Annotated in this window: 15 protein-coding genes and 1 pseudogene; 7 read left to right on the forward strand and 9 right to left on the reverse strand. The window is 70.0% G+C overall.

What is annotated here, in order from left to right:
- Positions 1-294: 294 nt before the first annotated feature.
- Positions 295-2448, forward strand: a complete 2154-nt coding sequence (locus MFF55_RS21435) for a S9 family peptidase (protein WP_238246143.1) — start codon at positions 295-297, stop codon at positions 2446-2448.
- A gap of 409 nt (positions 2449-2857) precedes the next feature.
- On the opposite strand, the gene MFF55_RS21440 is transcribed toward MFF55_RS21435, so the two are convergent.
- The gene (locus MFF55_RS21440) at positions 2858-6478 is read right to left on the reverse strand and encodes an AsmA family protein (protein ID WP_238246144.1); all 3621 of its coding nucleotides are present in this window, start codon (positions 6476-6478) and stop codon (positions 2858-2860) included.
- A 130-nt stretch (positions 6479-6608) separates the two neighbouring features.
- Positions 6609-6839: a hypothetical protein gene (locus MFF55_RS21445; RefSeq protein ID WP_238246145.1), complete on the reverse strand. Its 231-nt coding sequence runs from the start codon at positions 6837-6839 to the stop codon at positions 6609-6611.
- A gap of 138 nt (positions 6840-6977) precedes the next feature.
- Between MFF55_RS21445 and MFF55_RS21450 the strand changes: the two genes are divergently transcribed.
- From MFF55_RS21450 to MFF55_RS21460, 3 genes are all read left to right on the forward strand, one after another.
- Entirely contained in the window at positions 6978-9347 is a 2370-nt protein-coding gene (locus MFF55_RS21450) for an ATP-dependent helicase (protein ID WP_238246146.1), read from the forward strand.
- A 393-nt stretch (positions 9348-9740) separates the two neighbouring features.
- A complete protein-coding gene (locus MFF55_RS21455; RefSeq protein ID WP_238246147.1) occupies positions 9741-10457 on the forward strand; it encodes a PhoH family protein in 717 nt (238 codons plus the stop codon).
- A 132-nt stretch (positions 10458-10589) separates the two neighbouring features.
- On the forward strand, positions 10590-10832 hold the full coding sequence (locus MFF55_RS21460; protein WP_238246148.1) for a hypothetical protein: 243 nt from the start codon (positions 10590-10592) through the stop codon (positions 10830-10832).
- A gap of 246 nt (positions 10833-11078) precedes the next feature.
- On the opposite strand, the pseudogene MFF55_RS21465 reads toward MFF55_RS21460, so the two are convergent.
- The 4 genes and pseudogenes from MFF55_RS21465 to MFF55_RS21480 all read right to left on the reverse strand — a co-directional run.
- Positions 11079-11375, reverse strand: a pseudogene (locus MFF55_RS21465) (endonuclease domain-containing protein); the annotation flags it as partial.
- A gap of 205 nt (positions 11376-11580) precedes the next feature.
- Positions 11581-13083: a L,D-transpeptidase family protein gene (locus MFF55_RS21470; protein ID WP_238246149.1), complete on the reverse strand. Its 1503-nt coding sequence runs from the start codon at positions 13081-13083 to the stop codon at positions 11581-11583.
- Between the two features lie 124 nt (positions 13084-13207).
- Positions 13208-13927: a DUF1796 family putative cysteine peptidase gene (locus MFF55_RS21475; protein WP_238246150.1), complete on the reverse strand. Its 720-nt coding sequence runs from the start codon at positions 13925-13927 to the stop codon at positions 13208-13210.
- Positions 13928-13932: 5 nt separating this feature from the next.
- Positions 13933-14886: an acetyl-CoA carboxylase carboxyltransferase subunit alpha gene (locus MFF55_RS21480; RefSeq protein ID WP_238246161.1), complete on the reverse strand. Its 954-nt coding sequence runs from the start codon at positions 14884-14886 to the stop codon at positions 13933-13935.
- A gap of 246 nt (positions 14887-15132) precedes the next feature.
- Between MFF55_RS21480 and MFF55_RS21485 the strand changes: the two genes are divergently transcribed.
- Positions 15133-15918: a 3-hydroxybutyrate dehydrogenase gene (locus MFF55_RS21485; protein ID WP_238246151.1), complete on the forward strand. Its 786-nt coding sequence runs from the start codon at positions 15133-15135 to the stop codon at positions 15916-15918.
- Positions 15919-15974: 56 nt separating this feature from the next.
- Here MFF55_RS21485 and MFF55_RS21490 read toward each other — a convergent pair whose 3' ends face one another.
- Entirely contained in the window at positions 15975-16331 is a 357-nt protein-coding gene (locus MFF55_RS21490) for a CsbD family protein (protein WP_238246152.1), read from the reverse strand.
- A gap of 158 nt (positions 16332-16489) precedes the next feature.
- The gene (locus MFF55_RS21495) at positions 16490-17680 is read right to left on the reverse strand and encodes an SMP-30/gluconolactonase/LRE family protein (protein WP_238246153.1); all 1191 of its coding nucleotides are present in this window, start codon (positions 17678-17680) and stop codon (positions 16490-16492) included.
- Positions 17681-18266: 586 nt separating this feature from the next.
- Here MFF55_RS21495 and MFF55_RS21500 point away from each other — a divergent pair.
- Positions 18267-19352 carry an HD-GYP domain-containing protein gene (locus MFF55_RS21500; RefSeq protein ID WP_238246154.1) on the forward strand — a complete coding sequence of 362 codons (1086 nt, stop codon included), beginning with the start codon at positions 18267-18269 and terminating at the stop codon, positions 19350-19352.
- Between the two features lie 47 nt (positions 19353-19399).
- On the opposite strand, the gene MFF55_RS21505 is transcribed toward MFF55_RS21500, so the two are convergent.
- Positions 19400-19804: a hypothetical protein gene (locus MFF55_RS21505; RefSeq protein WP_238246155.1), complete on the reverse strand. Its 405-nt coding sequence runs from the start codon at positions 19802-19804 to the stop codon at positions 19400-19402.
- A 183-nt stretch (positions 19805-19987) separates the two neighbouring features.
- Between MFF55_RS21505 and ahcY the strand changes: the two genes are divergently transcribed.
- Complete coding sequence (gene ahcY / locus MFF55_RS21510) at positions 19988-21403, forward strand: adenosylhomocysteinase (RefSeq protein ID WP_238246156.1); 1416 nt, start codon at positions 19988-19990, stop codon at positions 21401-21403.
- Positions 21404-21699 lie beyond the last annotated feature (296 nt).

Here is a 21699-nt window from a genome sequence, read left to right on the forward strand (position 1 = left end):
TTCGCGTTGCGCTCGCAAGACAGGAACCGTCGACCGCGATACGTGGAATCAACTTTCCCAAGATAGAATTGCTCCTTCGCGATAGTGCAATCCGTCGATCTGTGGGAATCCGCAAACACGCCCGGCCGTGGCTCCGGTCGGAGCTTTTCCCCGCCGCGGCGGCGCTTTCGCCGATCCCGCCCGCAGGCCTGCGGCGAGAGCGCGCACCTTGCTCCCGCGCCGGCCGCGCGGCACATGGCAGGCGGCATTCGGCGCGGGCGCCGGCCCCTGCCTCCTCGCTTCACGGATCCCGCGATGGTCACCGACACGACGCCGTTCCCCGTCCCGCGCGCCGCGCCGCAGGCCGAGCGGCGGCCCCACGCCTATACGGTCCAGGGACAGACCCTCGAGGACCCCTATGCCTGGCTGAAGGCCGAGAATTGGCGCGACGTCCTCAAGGACCCCGCCGCGCTGCCCGCCGACATCCGTGGCCATCTCGAGGCGGAGAACGCCTACACCGAGGCCGCCCTCGCGCCGATCGGCGCCTTGCGCAAGGGGCTCGTCGCCGAGATGCGCGGCCGCATCCGCGAGGACGACAGCGGCGTGCCCGAGCCGGACGGCCCCTTCGCCTACTACACCCGCCACCGCGAGGGCGGGCAGCACCCGCTGGTCTGCCGCCGGCCGCGCACCGTCGTGGTGCTCCCGGGCCAGGGTGCCGAGACGGCGGCCGACGGAGGCCCGGAGGAGGGCGAGGTCATCCTTCTCGACGGCGACCGGGAGGGCGAGGGCAAGCCCTTCTTCGAGCTCGCGGCGGCCGTCCATTCCGACGACCATGCCCGGCTCGCCTGGAGCGCCGACACCAAGGGCTCGGAACTCTACGTGATCCGGGTGCGCGATCTGGCCACGGGGCAGGACCTCGAGGACCGCGTCGAGGCGACCTCGGGCGAGGCGGTCTGGTCGGGGGACGGCTCCGCCTTCTACTACATCGCGGTGGACGAGAACCACCGGCCCGCCCGGGTCATGCGCCACCGCATCGGCACCTCGCAGAACGACGACGAGACGATCTACGAGGAGCGGGATTCCGGCTTCTTCGTCCATATCGGCGAGACCCAGTCCGGGGCCTACCTCGCGGTGACGGCGAGCGACCACGAGACCTCCGAGGTCCACCTCCTCGACCGCCACGACGCAGCCGCCCGTCTCAAGGTGGTGCTGCCGCGCGAGCCGCTCCTCATCTACTCCGTCGAGCATTGGGGCTCGCACCTCGTCATCCTCACGAATGCCGACGGCGCCGAGGATTTCAAGATCGTCACCTGCGGGCTCGACGACACGGCCAAGGCGAACTGGCGCGACGTGGTCCCGCACCGGCCGGGCGTGATGATCCGCCATCAGCACGTCATCGCCGGCCACCTCGTGCGGCTGGAGATCGAGAACGCCCGGCCGCGCATCGTGGTGCGGGGCCTCGACGGCACAGAACATGACGTCGCCTTCGCGGAGGAGGCCTATTCCCTGGGCCTGCAGCCCGGCCACGAGTTCGAGACGGCGGTGATCCGCTTCACCTACTCGTCCATGACGACGCCGGCGGAGACCTACGATTACGATTGCGTCACCCGCGCCCGCCAGCTCCGCAAGCGCCAGGTCGTGCCGAGCGGTCACAGGCCCGAGGGTTACGTCACCCGCCGCCTTTTCGCCACGGCGCCGGACGGCGAGACCGTGCCGATCTCCCTCCTGCACCGGCGCGACCTCGCGCTCGACGGCTCCGCGCCCCTGCTGCTCTACGGCTACGGCTCCTACGGCACGCTGATGCCGGCCGCCTTCCGCACCAACCTGCTCAGCCTCGTCGATCGCGGCTTCGTCTACGCCATCGCCCATGTCCGCGGCGGCACCGAGAAGGGCTGGCGCTGGTACATGGACGGCAAGCGCGAGAAGAAGCCCAACACCTTCTCCGATTTCGTCGCCTGCGGCCGCGCGCTGATCGAGGCCGGCTATACCGCGCGAGGACGCATCGTCGCCCATGGCGGCTCGGCCGGCGGCATGCTGATGGGGGCGGTGGCCAACCTCGCGCCCGAGCTCTTCGCCGGCATCGTCGCCGACGTGCCCTTCGTCGACGTGCTGAACACCATGCTCGACGGCGACCTGCCGCTGACCCCGCCGGAATGGCCTGAATGGGGAAACCCGGCTGAGAGCGAGGCCGCGTTCCGGACGATCTTCTCCTACTCGCCCTACGAGAACGTGGCGGCCAAGACCTATCCGGCGATCCTGGCGCTGGGCGGCCTCACCGATCCGCGCGTGACCTATTGGGAGCCCGCGAAATGGGTCGCGCGCTTACGCGCGACGATGACGGGCGGCGGCCCCGTGCTGCTGCGCATCAACATGGAGGCGGGCCACGGCGGCGCCGCCGGCCGCTTCGACCGCCTGGAGGAGGTCGGCCTGATCTACGCCTTCGCCCTGCAGGCGGTGGGACGGGCCTGAAGCGACGACGGCCTTCACCCATCCCGGACGTTGATGGCTTGAACCGCGGGTCTCCTCTCCTGAAAGGAGAGGGACAGGGTGAGGTGTGGGACCTTGTCGGAGTGGCCGCATCGATCCCTGCCGCCCTTCCCCGGACGGGTGGAGCGCAGCGGAACCCGATCCGGGGCCCAGCACAGGAAGCCGCGAAGCGGCCGAACCTCAACGCCACGGGTATGAGCCGCTGGTGCGGCCGTCTGCGCGCTGGGTCCCGGATCGCCTTCCGCTGGCGCTGCAGGCGTCCGGGAAAGGACAGAGGCAGGGCGATCAGCCCGGAGAGTTCCCACACCTCACCCGAGCCCTCTCCTTCTCGGAGAGGGAGTTCCCGCGGCTCAATCCGAAGCGACGACGCATCCTGTGAACTGAGCCGCGGTCACGGCTGCGCCTGCGGCCGGATGTCGAGGGGCTCGCCCACGGGCGCGGATGCGGGGCGCTCGGCCTGCGCCCGCCGCGCCGCCTCCTCGGCCTCGCGGATGCGAGCCTGCCGCGCGAGTTCCTCGGCCACGGCCTGCTGCGCCCTGATGCGAGCCTGGCGCGCCGCTTCCTCCGCGGCGGCCTTCTCGGCCGCGGCTTTCTCGACGGCCGCCTTGTCCGCGGCGGCCTTGAGGGCGGCGGCCCGGACGGCGTCCATCTCGATGCGGGCGCGCCGGCGCTGGCGCTCGGCCTGGTCCGCGTCGAAGAGCTCGATCTTCTCGAGCTCGCGCTGCAGCACCAGGGCGGCGAGCCCGTTGGTGAGGGCACCCGCATCCACGCTGCGCTCCGGCCGGGCGAGGGCGCCGCTGTAGCCGAGCTGGATCGCGGGAAGGCCGCCGGTCCATCCCTTCGGCGCAGTCGCGCCCGAGAGCGTGCCGCGGGCGTCGAGGCGCAGGCTGCGCAGGTCGAGGCCGAGCGTCCCTGCCCAGCGCGCCGCGCCGAGGTCGAGGTTCAGCGGCCCGGCGCGCAGCGAGCCGCCGACCAGGGTGGCCGGCGCGGTGACGGGACCCGCCGCGGTGAGCGGCGCGGTCGCGAGCTCCTCCGCGATCAGCGACTGAAGGCGCCCCTCGCGCAAGGGATCATCCTCGGCGAGCGCCCGGGTCAGCGCCCGGTCGAGCCCGGCCGGATCGCCGCCGGGCAGGCTCAGGTCGGCCAGCGCGATCTCGCCGCTGCCGCCCAGATTGTTGATCAGCCCCGCGAGGCTCTCGCCCGAGGCGCCGAACCGCAGCGTTCCGGCGAGGCGGCCCGCGATCGGCGTCGGGCCGAACAGGGCCGGGATCGAGGCGTCGGTCAGGCTCGCCTCGCCCGAAACGGAGCCCGCGCCGCCCTGGCGCGCGACCGAGAGCGAGCCGGCGAGGCGGCCCTCGGCCACGTCGCCGACGAAGTCGCGAAGCGTCAGGGTGCCGTCGTCCAGGCGCAGGCCGAAGGCCGCGCGGCCCACAAGGATGCCGCGTCCGAGTTCCAGGACATCGGCGCGCAGATCGAGGTCGACGGTCGGACGCGGCGCGGGCGGGGGGCCGAACCGGGCGCTGGACCAGGTCGACGCCGAGGGACGCCCCGCCGCGCGAGGATCGGGCGGAAGCGCCAGCGCCGAGACGATCCAGGGCAGGGACAGCCGGCTCAGGGCGGCGCTGCCGGCGATCTCGCCGCCCGGCGCACGGTCGAGCTTGGCCGCGACCTTCGTGCCGCCGACGGTGCCGGAGATCTCCGCATGCGCGTCCGCCCCGGCGCTGGAGAGCCCGACGACGAGGGCGGTGGGGAGCGGTCCCGGGACGGCGAAGGTGTCGCCGGCCAGCGACAGGAAGGGGGAGAGGTCGCCCGCCTCGATCTTGACCTCCCCGGCCCGGGGCGGCGACTGGTCCGGTCCGAGCACCAGCGGCTTGAGGGTCGAGAGGGTGAGCCCCGCCCCGCTGCCCTCGAGCGTGAGGCCGAGGTCGCGCCGCTCGCCGTCCGGGGCCAGGCGCGTCCCCGTGATCCGCAGGTCGGCGGGCCAGCGCAGGCCGGCGAGATCGCTGCGCCCGAACCATTGCCCCAGCTGCGGCGTGGCCAGCGACAGGTCGAGCGAGTCGATCCGACCCTCCCGGGTCACCGCGGCCAGCGCTAGGCGGCCGCCCGCCGCCCCGCCCTTCGCGGTGCTGCGCAGGGTGTCGGCCGCCGCGGCCTCCCGCTCCACGGTGACGTCGAGATCGAGGGCGCCGGCCCGCAGGAAGGCGGGCAGCAGGCGCGCCTCCGCGATCCAGACCCGGTCGAGCAGGGCGAGCAGCGGCGCCGCCACCGGCGACGTGACCCGGCCGGCGATCCGGCCCGACCCATCCGGCGCGATCCTGCCGGAGAGCTTGGCATTGGCGCCGGCCAGGTCGGTGACGTCGAGGCTGTCGACGACGAGGGCCGGACCGTCGGACTGGATGCTCGCCGCGATGGTGCCGTTGCCCGAACTCGCCCCGGCCGGCCCGTAGCGGACGTCGCGCGCCTGCACCGTGAGGCCGATGTCGTGCCCGTGCAGGCCGGCGAGCGCCCCGCTCAAGGTCGGCAGCCGCGCGACGTCGATCCCCTGCGCCGCGATCTGGGCATCGAACCGGCCCCGCGTCTTGCCCTCGCCCTTCGTGTAGCGGGCGTTGCCGGTGATCCGCGCCGCGCCGAGGCTGAGCCGCAGGTTGCGCAGGGACAGGGTCGGCGCGGCGACCGAGACGTCGGCGGCGGCCTGGATCGGCTGGCCGTCCAGCACCGCCACCGCCGGCCCTTCGAGGCCGAGCTTGCGCAGGTAGCGGCCGATCCCCTCCGAATCGGGGGCCTCGACCGAGAGCTGTCCGTTGAAGCGCGGCGCGCCGGCGGTGTCGATCTCGCCCGACGCGGTGAGGGCCGCCGCGCCCGGCGCCGTCGCCGCGAAGCGCCGCAGGCTGAGGCCGCCGCTGCGGTTCAGGGTTCCGGCCGCCCGAAGCCCGGTCCATTCGTCGAGGCCGAGGCCCAGGCTGTCCACGGCCAGGTCGAGATCGACCATCAGGGGCAGGCCGCGGCCGAGGCTCGGACTGCCCCGGGCGAGCAGGGCTTGGCCCTGCGCCGACATCAGGAAGCCGTCGAGGTCGATCCGCCGGCTTCCAAGCGTCAGGGCGGCTCGCCAGGCGCGCAGGTCGAGGCGGCCCGCGCCCGCGAGGCGCAGGGCCTGCCCGCCCGGGTCGATCTCCGCCGAGACCTCCTCGAAGCGGGCGACCGGCCCGCGCGCCCGGAACTTGCCGGCGAGCGAGAAGGGCACGTAGGCGCCCGCGGCCTGGGCCGGCGGCCCGACCACGAGGCGGGCCGTGCCCTCGCCCTCGGGGATCACGGCCCTCAGGCCCTCTCTCGCGCCGCTCCCGACAGGGGTCAGGCCGATCCGCGCGTCGGCCTCGAAGCGGGGATGCGTGTCCCCGCCGCCGGTGATCTTGATCGCGACCGTGCCGTCCTCGCCCGGCTCCCCGCTCGCCACCCGGAAGGGCACGCCGCCGGCATTTCCCTCCAGCCGCCACGGGCCGGTGAGCCGGGGCGCCGAGAGGCTGACGTCGTCGGCGCGGATCTGGTCGGTCCGGCCGGTCGCGGAGGCGACCGTCGTGAGCAGCAATTGCTGGACCTGCACGTCGTCGATCGCGAGGTCGGGCGCGCCCGCCGCGCCCATGTCGGCGGGCAGCAGCACGGTGTCGCCCTCGTCGACGGGCAGCTTGACCTCGGCGCGCCCGATCCGGGTCTCGGTGAAGCGGACGTTTCCGGTGAGAAGGGGCGTTAGGCCGATCTCGGCCTTGACGAAGCGCAGGTCGAGGCCGGGCCTGCCCGGGTCCTCGCCGAGCCTCAGGCGATCCAGGCGCAGGCGCGGCGAGGGCAGGAGCCGGACGCCGATGCGGCCCTCGCTGCGGGCGGGCATCCCGATCGCGCGGCTGATCGTCCGGTCGATCAGCCCACGTTGCGCTTCCCAATCGACGAAGGGTGGGACCGCGAGCGCCGCGACGAGGATCACGATGACGGCGCCCGCGACCGCGGTCAGGATGTCACGCACCTGGCTCTCTTCCCGTGTCGCCCGCTCGCGGGGGCCGCCTCACGGGGCGCGCGGCTGCGAGCCCGACCATCCTCGGCCGATCCTGCCGCTCCCCGTCCGGCGCGCATAGCACATGGGACGGGGCGGCGCCTCAGCGCTGAGGCGGGCCGGGCGGCGGGCGGAAGTCCTGGCTGCGCTGCAGCTGCATCCGGGTCTGGTTGTTCTCGAATTGCTGCCGGTTCTCGATGTTGCGGATCTGGTTCTGGGTCGCCATCCGCTCGTTGCTCCTGTTGAGGCTGTCGACGGAGTTGGAGAGTTGGGCAGAGGCGGGCGCCGCGGCCGCGAGGCCGAGGAGGGTGCAGAGGATCAGGCGGAGACGCATGAGCTGATGTCCCAAGGGGAAGGGCCTTCGCGGCCCGGATCGTATCCTGTGACGACGCCGAAGGCGGGTTCGGGTTCCCGAGCCGCTCCGCGCGTTCCGCCCTCGACGGCGTTCGCGTTTTGGTCCAGTGAAGCGATCATGAAGCAAACACCCGGCGCGACCCCCGCGCCTGCTCCGCAGCCCGCGCCCGGATCATCCATTGCCGCCCGCGCGATGGCCTCCCTGCGGCCTGGCAGCGCATCCTATCTCGAAGGGCTCAACCCCGAGCAGCGCCGTGCGGTGGAGGCGACCGAAGGCCCCGTCCTCGTGCTCGCCGGCGCCGGCACCGGCAAGACGCGGGTGCTCACGACCCGCATCGCGCACCTGATCGCGACGGGGCGTGCGCGGCCCTACGACATCCTCTCGGTGACCTTCACGAACAAGGCCGCCCGCGAGATGAAGCACCGGATCGGCGCCCTGATCGGCCCGGCCGGCGAGGGCATGCCCTGGCTCGGCACCTTCCACGCCATCGGCACCAAGATCCTGCGCCGCCACGCCGAGCTCGTGGGCCTGAAGTCCGACTTCACCATCCTCGGCATGGACGACCAGCTCCGCCTCATGAAGCAGGTCATCGCCGACCAGGGCATCGACGAGAAGCGCTGGCCCGCCCGTGCGCTGAGCCACGCCATCGACGGCTGGAAGAACCGGGGTCTCTCGCCCGAGCAAGTGCCGCCCGGAGAGGCGGGCGCCTTCGCCTTCGGCAAGGGCGGCGCCCTCTACACCGCCTACCAGGCCCGGCTCGCCACCCTGAACGCGGTGGATTTCGGCGACCTTCTGCTCCTCTGCCTCAAGCTCTGGCGCGAGAACCCGGACATCCTGCAGAACTACCAGAGCCGCTTCCGCTACATCCTCGTCGACGAGTACCAGGACACCAACGTCGCGCAGTATCTCTGGCTCAGGCTCCTGGCCCAGGGCCACCGCAACGTCGCCTGCGTCGGCGACGACGACCAGTCGATCTACGGTTGGCGCGGCGCGGAGGTCGACAACATCCTGCGCTTCGAGCACGATTTTCCGGGCGCGACCGTGGTGCGGCTCGAGCGCAACTACCGCTCCACGGGGCACATCCTCGCCGCCGCCTCCGGCCTGATCGCCAAGAACGAGGGCCGGCTCGGCAAGACCCTGCGCACCGAGGACGTCGAGGGCGAGCGCGTCACCGTGACGGGCGCCTGGGATTCCGAGGAGGAGGCGCGACTGCTCGGCGAAGCCATCGAGCGCCTGCAATCGGATAAGCACCCCCTCTCCGAGATCGCGGTGCTCGTGCGGATCTCCGCGCAGATGCGCGAGATCGAGGACCGCTTCGTCCAGCTCGGCCTGCCCTACCGCGTCATCGGCGGTCCGCGCTTCTACGAGCGGGCCGAGATCCGCGACGCGCTGGCCTATCTGCGCGTCACCGCCAACCCGGCCGACGACCTCGCCTTCGAGCGCATCTTCAACACGCCGAAGCGGGGTCTCGGCGACGCCACCCTGCAAGCGCTTCACGCCCATGCCCGGGCGCGCAAGGTGCCGCTCGTCGTCGCCGCCCGCGGCCTCGTCGAGACCGACGAGCTGAAGCCCCGCGCCCGCTCCAGCGTCCGGGCGCTGGTCGAGAGCTTTTCGCGGTGGGCGCGCCTCGTGGAGACGCAACCTCACCCGGAGGTCGCCCAGACCATCCTGGAGGAATCCGGCTATACCGAGATGTGGCAGAAGGACCGCTCGGCCGACGCCGCGGGACGGCTCGAGAACCTCAAGGAATTCGTCCGCTCGATGGAGGAGTTCCCCGATCTCGCGGCCTTCCTGGAGCACGTCTCCCTGGTCATGGAGGCGAGCGAGGCCGAGGGCGCCGACCGCGTCTCCCTGATGACGCTCCACGCGGCCAAGGGGCTCGAATTCGACACCGTGTTCCTCCCCGGATGGGAGGACGGCCTGTTCCCGAACCAGCGGGCGCTCGACGAGAGCGGCCGGGCGGGGCTCGAGGAGGAGCGACGCCTCGCCCATGTCGGGCTGACGCGGGCGCGCAAGCGCGCCAAGCTCTCCTTCGCCGTCAACCGACGCATCCACGGCCTGTGGTCCTCGACGATCCCGAGCCGCTTCATCGACGAGCTGCCGGAGGCCTGCGTCGACGTCATCGACGCGCCGGCTCATTATTCCGCCGGCGCCTCGCGCTTCGACCGCAACCCCGCGCCCTTCGGCTCGTCCTACGGCACGCCGGGCTGGCAGCGGGCGCAGGCCAACAGCGCGAACGGGTCCGGCTTCGGCAAGGACGCCTACAACCGCTCGCCCGGCGGCCGCGCGGGCGGCCCCCGCCAAATCGAGGGCGAGCTTCTCGCCAAGTCGACGGGCTCGCCCTCCGCGTTTCACGGCGGGATGCGGGTCTTCCACACCAAGTTTGGCCCTGGAACGGTCGCGGGAGTCGACGGCAACAAGCTCACCGTTGACTTCGACAAGGCCGGTCGCAAGATGGTTCTCGACAGCTTCATCCAGCCTGGATGAGACGTCCCGCCGGACCTGCCGCCAGGCGCGGTGAAGGGCCCGGCGGCATCGCCGCAACGGCGAGCGAGGGCACGATCGCTGATGGATGCGTCGTCATCCCGATCCTCCCCTGATGTTGCAGCGCTGCGACCCTTATCGCTTTGTTTATCAAATCACTTTCGTCATGCCCCTGTCGCGCCGGGCGCGGCATGGTGTGTGCAGGACAGGACTGCTTCGCCGCATCACGAGTCCGGTGCGACGAACGGTATCCACAGCTGCCTGGTGCCCGGTCGGAACCTGCAGGCCGAGTTAGGATTGGTCTGAAAAGCAAAGAGGAACGAGCGGCCGGAGAAGTGTAGACGTATCGAAGCGTTCACAAGTCCAGATTGGCAAGTCCAGTTGGGGTGTTGATCGATGAAAAGACGGCGCGCACGACTTGAACTGGTTGAAGATCATTCGACCCGATTGCACCGGACCCGCTTCGACGAGGAGCGAAACTTAAGTCCGATCCAGCCTCTCACCGACCGACAAGCGCAGTACCTCGACGCCCTCGCCGTCCACAAACAGGTCATCGTGCTCGGCCCCGCCGGCACCGGCAAGACCTACATCGCCGGCACCCGCGCCGCCGACCAGCTCCGCCAGCGCCGGATCGCCAAGGTGATCATCACCCGGCCCAACGTCCCCTCGGGCCGCTCGCTCGGCTTCTTCCCCGGCTCCCTCGAGGAGAAGATCGCGCCCTGGGTCGCCCCCCTCACCGAGACCATGAAGGAGCGGATGGGCACGGCCGCCTTCGAGATCGCGCTCAAGACCGGCGACATCGAGGTGGTGCCCTTCGAGGTGATGCGCGGGCGCACCTTCAAGAACTGCCTCGTGATCCTGGACGAAGCCCAGAACACCACGGTGGCCGAGATCAAGATGTTCCTGACCCGCATCGGCGACGATTGCCAGGTCATCATCAACGGCGACGTCTCGCAGACGGACCTGCGCGAGACCTCGGGCCTGCGCACCATCATCCACCTCGTGAAGAGCCGGATGATGCCGATCCCGATCGTCGAGTTCACGCTCGACGACATCGTCCGCTCGGGCGTCTGCGCGGAGTGGGTGCGGGCCTTCGAGGAAACGAAACTCTGACCTGAGCGTTATCGGCGGCGGACCGGTACGGAGGTCCGCCGCGCGCTCCGCGCGATGATGCTTCTCCAAGCGCGTGGCGCCGGGAGCATAACCCGGGTGCCGCGCTCGGAAACAAGAGAACAGGAATCCCCGATGAGGAAACTGACCTTCGCCGTCGCCGTGCTCGCCACCTTCGCCGGCGCGAGCCTCGCCTCGGCTGCCCCCGGCGCCCCGATGGGCGTCGCCGCGCCCGAGACCGTCACCACCGTGCAGCTCACCCGCATGGAGCGCCGGATGATGATGGAGCGGCGGATGGAGCGTCGCATGATGCGGCGGCAGATGGAGCGCCGGATGATGCGCCGCGAGATGCGTCGGGACATGATGCGCCGCATGTGATTCTGAAGGCGGGCCGCCGCAGCCCGCCCTCACATGCCGAGCTTTCGGAAGGGCCGCCTCGACCGTCTGGGTTGGGGCGGTTTTCTTGTGTTTGCGCATCAATGGGTGTTCGACCCCGCGCAACTCGGGAAAGCCGGCCGCGGGTCCCCTCTCCCAAGGGGAGAGGGAAAGGGTGAGAGGTGTGAACTCTCCGCGCAAAGCGGACCATCACCGTTCTGCTAGAAGAGACGACATTGTGGAGAGCTTCTAAATGTGATCCCGCCGCTCGATGGCGGCCAGGATTGTTTCAAGCACGCCGCCGAGATTGTCGAACACATCGGCGTTCGTGGGCCTTAGGACGAAAAATCCGCACGTTTCGAGTGTCTGCGTACGGACGGCGTCCCGCTCAAGTTCCGCATCGGTCCAATGGGTCGCCCCATCAACTTCGATGATTAGCTTGGCATCAAGGCAAACGAAATCGACGATTTATCGGTCGATCGGATGTTGCCGCCGGAATTTCCAGCCGTTCAGCCGCTCGCCTCGCAGGGCTGACCACAGCTTCGCCTCGGCGCTGGTCTACATGCGGCCCAACTGCGCCGGTTTGAGGCGCGTCTCCGTCATCGATCCGATCACCCGATGAAAAGAGCCCGTTGCCGCTTGGCGCGTGGTTCCTTCTGCGGCGGCACGCCCCTCACCCTGTCCCTGTCCCTAGGAGAGGGGACCCGCGGGTTGAAAACCTATCCTCGGGATGCGCGAGGTCGTCGCGACCTCAGTTCCTGACGGCGCCCGTCTGTGCGACGGCCGCGCTCCGGCCCGTCGGTTTGCTCACCTCGCTGCCGCTCGAGCCCTTGCGGGGCTCGATCTTGGCCGCCTCGGGAGCCGGCTTCACTGCCGGCTTGGCGGTGGGTGCGCCGACGGCCTTGGCGGGAGGCACCGCGCGCTGGGCTTTTGCCGGCTCGGCGGAGGCCACCACCGGAACGGTCGCCGCGTCGGCAGCCGGCGTCGCCGGTGCTGGGCTGCCTCCGAACAGGTTGCCGAGCAGCTTCTTGTAGGCGGCCGGGTCGCCCTCGGCGTCCGCGACCATGATCCGGGCGGGAGCCGCGGGCTTGGCCGGCTCGGGCACGGGCTCCTGCTTGGCGAAGCCGTTGATGCGGGGCTCCACCTTCTTCGGCTGCGCGGCCGCGGCGGCCTTCGTCGGGATCGGCGGCTCGGCGGACGCCATCATCACGGGCTGGCCCTTCACGACCGGCTGGCCCTTGGCATCGACCTCGATCTCGCGCCCGCCCGCGGCCAGGGTCTCAGGTCGGCTGACCTCGCCGAGATGGTGGCGCGAGAACTCCTTGGGGTCGTAGGGCAGCGCCTCGGTGGTTCCGAGGCTCGCGAAGGCCGTCGCGCCCTGCTGCCGGAAGACCGGGTTCTGGCTGCCGTCCTCGTAGACCACCCGCGTCGCCGGCGTGCCCTTGGCGACGAGCTCGGCGATCTCGCGGTTGTCGCGCTCGCGCTTCTCGGCGACCAGGGTCTCGACCTTCGGGTTGCAGGAGCCGGCCGCCGCATCGGCGCCGCCGAACACGTAGCGGGTGCCGCAGACGCCGACGCGGGGCTCCTCGCGCAGGGCCTCGAAATGGTCCGAGCCCTCCTTCAGGTTCCGCCAGAACGCGACGTTGGGGTCGTTGCGGTACTTGGCGAAGTTCGTCGAATTCATCCGGAAGGGATAGGACTGGAACTGGAAGGCGCGCTGGCCGCCCGCGAAGGAGTCGCGGGCCAGCGCATAGATCTCCGCCATCGAGGCGTCGGTCATGGCGAAGCACCCGGCCGACGAGCAATTGCCGTGGACCATGATGTAGTTGCCGCTCGCACCCTTGGCGCGGTCGAGCGCGTTCGGATAGCCGGTGTCGAAGGAAAGGTAATAGGACGAGTTCGGGTTCATCTGGCCGGGCGTGACCGTGTAGAAGCCCTCCGGCGCCTGGCGGTCGCCCTGCTTGGTCTTGGGGCCGAGCTGGCCCGACCAGCGGCAGATCGGGAAGGTCTTGAGGAGCGCGTAGCGGCCGTCGCCGCCGCGCTTCCACACTTCCATCTCCGCCTCCTTCTTGTACGCGCGGATCAGGATCGGGTCGCTCTGGGACATGCCCTTCTGCGCCATCAGCGACAGCGTCTGGGGCGGAACCGGGGTGAGATGGCGCGTCGAGGCGCCGCTGAGCGTGCTGTCCTGGCAGGCGGCCAGCGAGATCGCGAGCGCGGCGAGATACGCAGCCGCGAGCGGACGCATCGTCATGGGGAACCCCGTCCTCAGTCCTGCATCCGCGGAATTTTCCGTCGAATGCCACTCCCCAACCCAATACCGTCGTTAGACTTACCCCTCTGTTACCGCAAGAAAACGGCGCCACTGCGGCAGCCCACTACCGCGTGACGCGGCGCGCCTCCTGCTGAAGGAAGCCCAGCAGCACCGCGTCGTCGGCCGGGTCGAGGAAGCGCAGGCCGACGGTGGGAGAGCGTGTCGCGAGGCGGACACAGCGCAGGTCGGCCCTGGAGGAGCCGAGATCGTCCAGGACCGGCTCGGCCGCGCCGGCCTCGATCCGGAAGACCGTTAAATGGTTCCCCTCACCATGCTGCGCCAAAGCGACGCAGATGTCGCTGAAGGTCGCCTCGGGCGTGTCGACGGCATCGAGGAGGTAGAAGCGATTCTGCGTCGTCCGGTCCCGAAGCGCGGCGCGCAGGCGGCGCACGCCCTCGGCCAGGAACTGGTAATCCTCGGGGCTCGAGGCGGGGTCGTGGTGGTTGAACACGAACGGCACGCCGTGATGCGCGGCGTAGTGCTTGTGCCGGCCGCGGCCTTCCTCGGGGTTCCTGCGCTCGGCGAGCGGCGTGGTTTCGAGCTGGGCCGGATCGAGCAGCGTCGCGAAATCGTCGGCGAGGCAGTGCCGGACCATGCTCGGCGAGGAGAAGATCCAGTCGAAGGGGCCGGACCAGGTCCGCAGGCCCGCCCGCTTGAGCGCCTGGGCCATGTGGCAGTGGCTGCCGAGCGAGATGTGGTTGACCCGCCCCGGCTCGCGGGTGTCGCCGCCCCCGAGGGAGCGTCGCAGGCGATGGAGCAGCCGGGCGCCCGCGTGATGGGCCATGCGCTCTACAGCTTGCGCCCGATCTCGAGGAACTTCGCGGCACGCCGGTCCCGAATCTCGTCGGGGCTCAGGCCTTCGAACTCGGCAAGCGCCGCCGCGATGGCCTCGCCCGCCGCCGCGATCGCCTCAGCCCGCCCGCGATGGGCGCCGCCGGGGGCCTCGGGAACGATGCGGTCGATGATGCCCAGCCGCAGGAGATCCTGGGCGGTGATCTTCATGGCGGTGGCCGCGTCGTGCGCCCGGCCCTGGTCGCGCCACAGGATCGAGGCCGCGCCCTCGGGCGAGATCACCCCGTAGATCGCGTGTTCCAGCATGAGGACCCGGTTGGCCGTGGCGATGGCGATGGCGCCGCCAGAGCCGCCCTCGCCGATGACGATCGCCACGTTGGGCACGCCGAGGGCGAGGCAGGCCTCCGTCGAGCGCGCGATCGCTTCCGCCTGGCCGCGCTCCTCCGCCTCGATGCCCGGATAGGCGCCGGCGGTGTCGACGAAGGCGAGGACGGGCAGGCCGAAGCGGTCGGCGAGCTCCATCAGGCGCACCGCCTTGCGGTAGCCCTCCGGCCGGGCCATCCCGAAATTGTGGCGCAGACGCGCCTCGGTCGTCGCGCCCTTCTCCTGTCCGAGCACGCAGACCGGGCGGCCCCCGAACCGCCCGAAACCGGCGACGATGGCCGCGTCCTCGCCGAAGCTGCGGTCGCCGGCCAGCGGCGTGAACTCGGCGATGAGGTCGGCGCAGTAATCGACGAAGTGCGGCCGCTGCGGGTGACGCGCGACCTGGGTCTTCTGCCAGGGCGTCAGGTTGGCGTAGATCTCCGTGAGGGCGGCGGCGGCCTTGGCCTCCAGCCGTCCGACCTCCTCGCTGATCGAGACCGCGCCGTCCCGCGCCGCCACCGCCCGGAGTTCCTCGACCTTCGCCTCCAGTTCGGCGACCGGCTTCTCGAAATCCAGGTAGCTGCGCATCACCGTCATCGATCGTCGGTCCATCCTGTCGTCGCGGGGCGGGGAAGGGCGCGGTGATCGCAGCCGGCCGGCGGAGGGTTCGCCCGGGCGGGAGGTGTTGGCGAAGGACCGACGGGTGTCAACACGTGAGCGGCCGGGCCGCGCCGAGCGTGGGCAGGGGCCTCAGATCGCCGTCGACTTCGCCGCCCGGTTCGGGCAGGTCCTTCCCCAGCAACCCGCCTGAGCACCCCGAGCCGGAGGCTTCCCATGACGCTCACATCCAAGACCGCCATCGTCACGGGCTCGACGAGCGGCATCGGCCTTGCCGTCGCCCGCAGCCTCGCGCGGGAGGGCGCGAACGTCGTGCTGAACGGCTTCGGCAAGCCGGAGGAGATCGAGCGGGAGCGGGCCGGCATCGAGGCCGAGTTCGGCGTGGGAGCGGCCTACTCGCCGGCCGACCTGACCAGGCCTGACGAGATCGCCGGCCTGATCGCGATGGGGCAGGAGCGCTTCGGCTCCGTCGACGTGCTCGTGAACAATGCCGGCGTGCAGTTCGTCTCGCCCATCGAGGAGTTCCCGCCCGAGAAGTGGGAGCAGATCATCGCGCTCAACCTGTCGGCGGCCTTCTACGCGATGCGCGCGGCGATTCCCGGGATGAAGGAGCGGGGCTGGGGCCGGATCATCAACACGGCCTCGGCGCATTCCCTCGTCGCCTCGCCGTTCAAGTCGGCCTACGTGGCGGCCAAGCACGGCATCGCCGGCCTGACCAAGAGTGCGGCCCTCGAGCTCGCGCCCCACGGCATCACCGTGAACTGCATCTCGCCGGGCTACGTCTGGACGCCGCTCGTCGAGAGCCAGATCCCCGATACCATGAAGGCGCGGAGCATGACCAAGGAGCAGGTGATCGAGGAGGTTCTACTGAAGGCGCAGCCGACGAAGGAGTTCGTCACCGTCGATCAGGTCGCCGCGCTCGCCGTGTTCCTGTGCTCGGACGCGGCGAGCCAGATGACGGGCGCCAACCTCTCCATGGACGGGGGCTGGACCGCGCAGTAAGCGCTCCAGGGCACCGCTCCGCCAGGGGAGACCCGGCGGAGCGGAGACGCGGGCGGTCAGCGGCGCGCGTGCAGCAGCAGCGCCAGGCCGTAGCCGACGGCGCCGGCGATGAGGAGCGCGATCAGCGGGTTCTCCTCGACCCGTTCCCCGACGGCGCGGCTGCCGTCGCGCAGGTAGGTGCCACCGTCCCGGCGGGCGCGGTCATAGGCGTCGCCGGCGTAATCCGTGACGTTGTCGGCGACGTCCCGCAGCGTGTCCTTCGCCTGCCCGTAGACCTGCTGCGCCTTGCCCTGCGCCTCGCGCAGGCGGCCCTCGTTCGAGTCCTGGGACGAACCGACGAGGTCGCCGGCGGCGCCCTGCGCCTTGCCGCCGAACTCGCGGACGGTGCCCGCAACGCGATCTGAATCAACCATGGCGTATCTCCTTCTTCGATGCGCATCCGATGCCGTTCCCGGGAACGGCACCCGCATCCGACGTTCACAGAACGCGTGAAGGTGCGATGCGCACCGCGCGCGACGCATTTTTCTGCGAAGCTTTTACTCCCGGCCGCCTCGATCGGTCGGCCCCGGCCTCAGCGCGGGCTCGTGGATCCCGTCGCCTCGGCGGCACCAAGCTTGATGCTCCAGAGCTCCGTCGGCAGTGCTGCCGGCGCGTCCGGCTTGTAGAAGGCCGAATCCTGAATGCGGGAGGTCGTCACGTAGAGCGTGCCGTCCGGCCCCTCGGCGAAGCTGTCCGGCCAGCGCAGGCGCTTGTCCTGGATCAGGGTGGTCAGGGCCGAGCCCTTGGCGGAGAGGTCGCGGACCTTGATCGCGTCGTCCTGCGGCGAGGTCACGTACATCCGGCCATCGCGGCGCGCGATGATGAGCCCGTCGGCCGGCCCGTTCTCGCCGACGACCTCGACCTTGTTCGCGACGCCCTTGTCGGAGAGCGCGCTCGGCAGGAGCGCCGTGGTCACGCCGGCGGCGAGCGCCTCGGTCGGAAGCGCGTAGAGGGTCTTGCCCTTGATCGCCTGCCAGTAGAGCGTCCTGCCGTCCGGCGAGAGGGCGATGCCGTCCGCGGCGAACTCGACGCCGCGGCCGTCGGGACGGCGCAGCGGCTTGCCGTCATAGGCAACGGTCACGCCCTTGTCCGGCTGCGTGGAGGGATCGCCGTCGAGGACGCGCCGGGCCTTTCCGCTCTCGAGATCGACGACCACGAGCGCGCCCCTGGCGCCGGAATCCGTGAGGTAGGCGGTCTTGCCGTCGGGGGAGAAGCGCACGTCGTTGAGGTAGGAGCCCTGCGGCGCGACGGTCTCGTCGAAGGCGATGGTCCGGGCGGGCCGGTTGGCCGCGAGATCGATCTCGACGAGCTTCGGGCCGTCCTGGACGATCGCCGCCATCGCGGGCGCGGCCGGGTCGAGCACCCAGAGATTGCCCTTCGGATCGGCGACGACGCTCTGGACGCAGACCCAGTGGTCGCGGGCCGAGACCTCGTCCTTGCGCGCGTTGCGCCAGGCGTTCCATTCCTCGTTCGGGAAGGGGATCAGCTTGCCGTCCTTCACCTCAGCGACCGAGACGGGAGTATCCTCGGTCCAGCGCGGAAAATTCACGAAGATGCGGCCGTCCTTCGCGACGGTGACGCCGGTGACCTGGTGATCGAACGCGGCGACCTTGGTCAGCTCCGGACCTCCCGCGGCGGGCGCCTGCGCCATCGCCGGGGCGGCGAGCATCGTCCCCGCCGCGAGCAGGACGGCGATACGGAGGTTCGGGCGGGTGCGCGTCATGGACGCCTCGTTCGGATCGAGGAAGGGGATGCGGGACGCGACGCGCGGATCGATCCTCGACCGGGATCGAGGGCCGCTCACGTCGTCAACAGGCTTCGATGAGCGAAACCGCGGAGGTCTCGCGCTGTTCCGAGACCGCGGGGCTCCATGGTTTCGAGCCCGCCGCAGGCTCGGTCCGAAGGAGGCTCCAGCGCATGGACCGCGGCCCGGAAGTCATGCGACCAAGAATTTTTCGCGGCCCGCGGCCGCGGCACGCATTCGCCCCCGCCGCCATCCTCGGCACAACGCGGAACATCCTGCCGAGAGCTTACCGCGGGATCAATCCGGCTTTGAAGGAAGCATCAGGAATCATGCATCCGTGATTCATGAGACGATTGCTCAGTTTGAAACGGCTCAGCTTCGCCTTCGAGGATACTAATTGCCACATCCTCCTGACCGTCACTGGTCCGGATCTCGCCAGAAGCACTTGGGCGAAACCCACATCCTGGAAAACATTTTGCAACCAATGGCTGGCTTAGCTTAGGTTTAGGTAGACATTCTGCCGGATGCAGGCGGGGCCATCCTCCGCCCAGGACGGATCTGCATCGTGACGCCAGAGCATTTCGTCCTGATCGTTTCCGATCGTCCGAAGGAGGCAGGCCTCCTCGTGCGCGGCATCAGGAAGATCATCGCGTGCCGCTCGGTCGGGCCGTCCTCGCCGATGCCCGCGGACCTTCCGGCGGTGGTCGTGATCGACGTGGGGGACGACGCGGCGGCCGGGTCGTGGATGACGCAACTTCACGCGCTGCGGCTCCCCTGCCTCCACCTCGCCCGTGCGCCTGCCAACGAGAAGGAGGGGTCCCACCCGCTCGGGGCGACGCGCTCGCTGCCGGTGGGCTCCTCGCGGGCCGTCGTGCTAGCCGCTCTGTTCGACCTCATCGACGCGCTGCAGCAGGCCCGCATCCATCAGGCCCGGCGCTCGGTCCGTGCGTCCCTGGTGCAGGGCCTCGCCGGCCAGGCGAACGTCCTGATCGGCAGCGCCTTCACGGCGGCGCAATCGGGCCGCCCGATCGATGCCGCCGAGGTCGAGGCCGGGACGGAAGTCATCCTCGAGGCGATCTCGGATTGCGGCATCCGCGCCTGGCTTGAGATCATCAACCGCCACGACGAGCAGCTCTACCAGCACTCGCTCAGCGTCGCCGGCTTCGCGGCGGCCTTCGCCCTGCAACTGCAGCTCGGGCGCGCCGACCAGATGCGGCTGGCGAAGGCCGCCCTCCTCCACGACATCGGCAAGGCGCAGATCCCCAAGGCCATCCTCAACAAGCCCGGCAAGCTGACGCCCGAGGAGATGGCGGTCATGCGCACCCATCCGGGCGCCGGCGCGGACATCCTCGCCCGCCAGGGCGATTTCGACGCGAAGATCCTCGCCGTCGTGCGCCACCACCACGAGATGCTCGACGGCAGCGGCTATCCCGACGGCCTCGCCGGCGAGGCGATCCCGGACCTCGTCCGCCTCGTCACCATCTGCGACATCCACTCCGCCCTGACCGAGCGCCGGGCCTATCGCGAGCCGCTGCCCCACGACGAGGCCCATGCCATCATGCGGCGGATGTCGACCAAGCTCGACGGGGCCCTGCTGCGCGCCTTCTCGCCCATCGTGCTGCGCTCGGCCGGCTACGCGCTGGCGGATTGAGGCGACGGGGAATCCGGCGCGGCACCAAGGGTGACGCGCAGGGAGCGTCAGCGCACCGAGATCGCGTAGCGGATACGCCCGACATTTCCGAGCGGACCTATGAACTCCATCGCGAAGCTGTCCTCGCCCGTGTAGCCGGCAGCGGGTCGATAGGTCACGACGGTCGCCGGCGCCTTCCGCGTGTTGCACCGCGAACGCGTGTTCCAGGTCGGGAAGCTCGGATAGTCTCGGCCCGAGCCCACCTCGACTTGGCCGTTATGCGGCTCTTCCAGCAGGCCGATCCGCATGGGACCGAGCGAGCGGCAGCCCTGATCGACGACGCTTGCCGAGAACACCTGGAGGGTCTGGCCCGGAGCCACGACCTTTTCGACGGTCCTGATGCTCCCAGGCGCTGCCAAAGCCTGTCCCGTGAGCATGATCGCGAGGCTCACGCCGGATAGTACCTGCCGCATGGATCCCTCCTGTTCCTCTCCCGATCGCGGCGGTAGCATGACCCCGCTTCCTGCACGCACAAGTCACTTTTCGGAGACCGGCGACGGATCGCATAAAGACATCTTTATGTCTTGATTGCCTCTTACCGCAGGCCCTGCTATAGGCCGCCGCAGCACGCGACGCGACACGGAGCAGGACGCCACATGGCCCAGAATTCCCCGGCCCAGGATTACATCGTCAAGGACATCGGTCTGGCCGAGTACGGCCGCAAGGAGATCTCGATCGCCGAGACCGAGATGCCCGGCCTGATGGCCACGCGCGAGGAATATGGCCCGTCGCAGCCGCTCAAGGGCGCGAAGATCGCCGGCTCGCTGCACATGACGATCCAGACGGCGGTGCTGATCGAGACCCTGAAGGCGCTCGGCGCCGACATCCGCTGGGTCTCCTGCAACATCTACTCGACCCAGGACCACGCCGCGGCCGCCATCGCCGCTGCCGGCATCCCCGTCTTCGCCATCAAGGGCGAGACGCTGGAGGAATACTGGGACTACACCTCGAAGCTGTTCGACTGGCATGACGGCGGCATGCCGAACATGATCCTCGACGACGGCGGCGATGCCACCATGTTCGTCCACCTGGGCCTTCGCGCCGAGAACGGCGACACCGCCTTCCTCGACAAGCCGGAATCCGAGGAGGAGGAGATCTTCTTCGCGCTCCTGAAGAAGAAGCTCGCCGAGAAGCCGAAGGGCTGGTTCGCGGGGCTTGCCGACTCGATCAAGGGCGTCTCGGAAGAGACCACCACGGGCGTCCACCGCCTCTACAACCTCGCCAAGGAGGGCAAGCTCCTCTTCCCGGCGATCAACGTGAACGACGCGGTGACCAAGTCGAAGTTCGACAACCTCTACGGCTGCCGCGAGTCGCTGGTCGACGGCATCCGCCGCGGCACCGACGTCATGATGGCCGGCAAGGTCGCCATGGTCGCGGGCTTCGGCGACGTCGGCAAGGGCTCGGCCTCCTCGCTGCGCCACGCCGGCTGCCGCGTGCTCGTGTCCGAGGTCGACCCGATCTGCGCCCTTCAGGCGGCGATGGAAGGCTACGAGGTCGTCACGATGGAGGACGCGGCGCCCCGCGCCGACATCTTCGTGACCGCCACCGGCAACAAGGACATCATCACGATCGAGCACATGCGGGCGATGAAGGACCGCGCGATCGTCTGCAACATCGGCCACTTCGACAACGAGATTCAGGTCGCGGGCCTGAAGAACATGAAGTGGTCGAACATCAAGCCGCAGGTCGACGAGATCACCTTCCCCGACGGCCACCGCATCATCCTCCTGTCGGAGGGCCGCCTGGTGAACCTCGGCAACGCGACGGGCCACCCCTCCTTCGTAATGTCGGCCTCGTTCACGAACCAGACGCTGGCCCAGATCGAGCTCTGGACCAATCCGGGCAAGTACGACCGTCAGGTCTACACGCTGCCGAAGGCGTTGGACGAGAAGGTGGCGCTCCTGCACCTGGAGAAGATCGGCGTGAAGCTCTCCAAGCTCCGCCCCGACCAGGCCGCCTATATCGGCGTCTCCGAGAACGGCCCGTTCAAGCCGGACCACTACCGCTACTGAGACTTCCGGAGCCATCGTCTCCGACATGGAAAAGCCCGGCCTCGAGCCGGGCTTTTTCGCGTTCGCGCAGTGCTCGACGCCCATGGGAAGCTGAGGCATGGGTTCCCTCTGCTGAAAGGAGAGGGACCTCGTCGGAGTGGCCGCATCGATCCCTGCCGCCCTTCCCCGGACGGGTGGAGCGTCAGCGGAACCCGATCCGGGGCCCAGCACAGAAAGCCGCGAAGCGTCCGAACCTCAACACCACGGGTATGAGCCGCTGGCGCGGCTGGTCATCGGCTGGGTCCCTGTGTGTGGGG

It is taken from the genome of Methylobacterium iners, from assembly GCF_022179305.1.
Lineage (GTDB): Bacteria > Pseudomonadota > Alphaproteobacteria > Rhizobiales > Beijerinckiaceae > Methylobacterium > Methylobacterium iners.